The organism is Acinetobacter sp. Lyrl_1, assembly GCF_051948795.1.
In the GTDB taxonomy this organism is placed as follows: domain Bacteria; phylum Pseudomonadota; class Gammaproteobacteria; order Pseudomonadales; family Moraxellaceae; genus Acinetobacter; species Acinetobacter towneri.
Genome location: NZ_JAYJLK010000082.1, coordinates 1 through 3,039, shown reverse-complemented (window position 1 = coordinate 3,039; position 3,039 = coordinate 1). Strand labels below are relative to the sequence as shown.

1 protein-coding gene and 2 pseudogenes are annotated in these 3,039 nt (G+C 46.5%); 1 reads left to right on the top strand and 2 read right to left on the bottom strand.

Annotated elements, in window-relative coordinates:
• Together VF675_RS13530 and tnpC are read right to left on the bottom strand one after the other, a co-directional pair.
• A partial coding sequence (locus tag VF675_RS13530) for a reverse transcriptase N-terminal domain-containing protein (RefSeq protein ID WP_440205372.1) occupies nucleotides 1–207 on the bottom strand: 207 nt, incomplete at its 3' end.
• Nucleotides 208–767: 560 nt separating this feature from the next.
• Nucleotides 768–1,997 (bottom strand): annotated as a pseudogene (gene tnpC / locus VF675_RS13525) (IS66 family transposase); the annotation flags it as partial.
• A gap of 51 nt (nucleotides 1,998–2,048) precedes the next feature.
• On the opposite strand from tnpC, the pseudogene VF675_RS13520 reads away from it, so the two are divergent.
• Nucleotides 2,049–2,981, top strand: a pseudogene (locus VF675_RS13520) (IS5 family transposase).
• The last annotated feature ends 58 nt before the right edge of the window (nucleotides 2,982–3,039 follow it).

Genomic DNA, 3,039 nt, shown 5'->3' with positions numbered 1-3,039 from the left:
GACGGCCAATGCTTTGCCACTAAACGAGTGAGTCAGCAGCCATTGCAAAGCTTTCGCCTTGTTATGCCTGCCGTCTTGTACCGCCTTCACAATACGCGCTTGCAGCCCTCTGACATGACGCTGTACAGCAATCCAATCGATGCTGTCCCACGATGTGCTGGAAGGTGCACACGCTGATACTGCTGCATTCATTTGCTCTCCCTCCATTAAAAGGGTTCTACACACTCTCTTGTGATGAGAGACCATAAGGACGTCAGCCCGCTTTCGCGTGGGGTAATGTTTCAACCTCTATCCAACCCATTACAGACTGGCATTCGCTTTTTCCTCGTTCCTTCGCCCGCATCACCATGGGCAGTTTTTGCAAACTGCTTTCCCAATGGGAGTAATACGGGATTTCCACGTTCCGCTTACTGAAGTACATCGGCTTAGGTGCCTGCTATCGACCGGGAGGCGTATGGGTCACGAATGCGTAGTCGAAAGACGCAATTCCCACCTCCATTACCGTTTTGGTTCGAGCGTATCAGCCATTTCCGCTCGTTCAACTTAACGATCGTTACGCAGATTCACATGTGTTCACCATACCGATTATCTAGCCCTTGTCCGGCTATGGCTGCCAGAAGGGTACGCCTCTCACGATTGATACCCCGCACCTTGCGGTGCCTCGTTACATTGTCGAAGGCGCTCTTTATTCAGCCTTCTAGATTCACCCGGTGACACGGGTGGTTCCCGCAGGGGGAACAACTTCATTAAGCGACTTCGTGTCGCACCTCGACCCAATTGTTGCATATCGGTAGATTGCCATCATCCAGATAGCGGCTTAAAGCTGGCCAACGCTTCAGAGTGTAATTGATGGCCTTGGCGGTGGGAGAACTCGATGGCACCGTCAGATGATGTTGGTTGAGCCATTCATATAGTTGTTGCATCACTGGTTGACTATGCTGTTGTCGGTATTCGCGGCGGTCTTCCGCTGTACCATCGGTCTTTTTCCTGAGCTCTGCTTCTATCGCATACAGTTTCTGAATCAGCACTAATGCCTGTTCAGCGACCTGACTTTTCCCAGTTACATGCAGTTCATGGAATTTACGACGTGCATGGGCCATGCAGCCCACCTCAATGACCTGGCCTGATTTAAAGCGTGCTTTATAACCACTGTAATCATCACAGACTAGATAACCCTGCCAGCCTTTCAAGAACTCTGCAGCATGCTGGCCTGAACGACTATCCTGAAAGTCATAGATCACCGCCTGAACTGGATTGTACTGTGTAGTGGCATAGGCCCAGACATAACCTTTCTTCGGTTTTTTATCATTCTCACCCATCCGCATGATGGTGACCGGTGTTTCATCTGCATGCAGCACCTGCTGTTGTAGTACCACCTCTTTTAAGGCATTGGCCAGAGGTTCCAGTTCTACACCGCAGCGACCTATCCAGTCAGATAAAGTTGATCTAGAAAGTTCGATTCCCGCCCGCTGATAGATCAGACGTTGACGGTACAGCGGCAAATGATCGGCATATTTCGATACCAGCACATGGCTGAGCAGTTCAGGTGAAGCAATGCCTTTATCAATCACATAGGCAGGCATCGCTTGCTGAGTCAGGGTGTCACACTGATCACAGACCCATTTGCCACGGACATGCTGTTCCTTGTAGAACTGTGCCGGTCTGAAATGCAGTTTTTCACTGATATCTTCGCCGATACGACGTAACTGGCAGCCACAACTGCATTGGGTTGATGCAGGTTCATGCTCAATACGGATGGTGTGTAGATGATCGGGCAGCAGTCGACGTTTAGGTTTATTTGCTTTGGCTTTGTGTGTCGCTGCATCGGTTTTATCTGCATTCAGCCGTTCCAGTTCCAGATCAACGGCTGCAATATCTTCTTCGACCGCTTCATCCCAGAGATGGATTTGTTTTGCAGTGAGATGTTCGTTTTTACTGCCGAATTTGTGCTGTTTAAATAGTGCGAGTTCATGCTCGTATTTTTGATTGAGAATGGCTTTGTTGCACAAACCTATCTGTAAAGGCTTTTTCAGCGATATAATTTTCAAATGAAGAAGCCTACACACAAAATCTACCGCACAACCAATTGGCCCGCATATAACCGAGCACTCATGAGTCGCGGAAATATTGCCATTTGGTTTGATCCTGCTACGCAATAGTATGCTCCATCAAAAGGCAAACAAGGGCGAAATCAAACCTACTCCGACGCAGCTATCCAATGCTGCTTAATGATTAAATCCTTATTCCGTCTATCTTTACGTATGGTCACCGGCTTTGTTCAAAGCCTGATTAAACTATGTGGTCTAGATTGGACAGCACCAGATTACACCACACTTTGTAGAAGACAAAAGCATATTGATATTTTGATTAGCTATCAGAAAAGTAGTGATGGGCTACATCTATTAGTGGACTCTACTGGCTTGAAGTTTTTAGGCGAAGGTGAGTGGAAACGTAAGAAACATCAACCTGAATATCGTCGCCAATGGCGTAAACTACATATCGGCATAGATGCTAAAACTCTGCAAATACGGGCTGTTCAGCTCACAACAAATAATGTGAGTGACGCTCAGGTTCTTGGAAACTTGCTTGATCAGATCCCTAAAGATGAGCAGATTGACTTTGTTTATACGGATGGCGCTTATGACACCAAGCAATGCCGTCAGATCATTGCAGATCGGCAAGTGCATGCGGTGATTCCACCAAGAAAAAATGCAAAGCCTTGGAAAGGTAACAAAGTTCATTCGCGAGAGCGAAATGAATTACTTCGAACAGTTAAACGTTTCGGCAGGACATTATGGAAAAAATGGTCAGGCTATCATCGCCGAAGTTTGGTCGAAACTAAGATGCATTGCATCAAATTATTAGGCGATAAACTCAGCGCAAGGAGTTTTGATAGTCAGGTCAATGAAGTTCATGCACGTATAGCCGTGTTAAATAAATTTACAGAATTAGGCAGACCTCATACCCAAGTTGTCACTTAAATTTGAGCAACTTAGGAAAGCTCTATCTTTAAAATCTTTATGCAACAAAGCCTATATT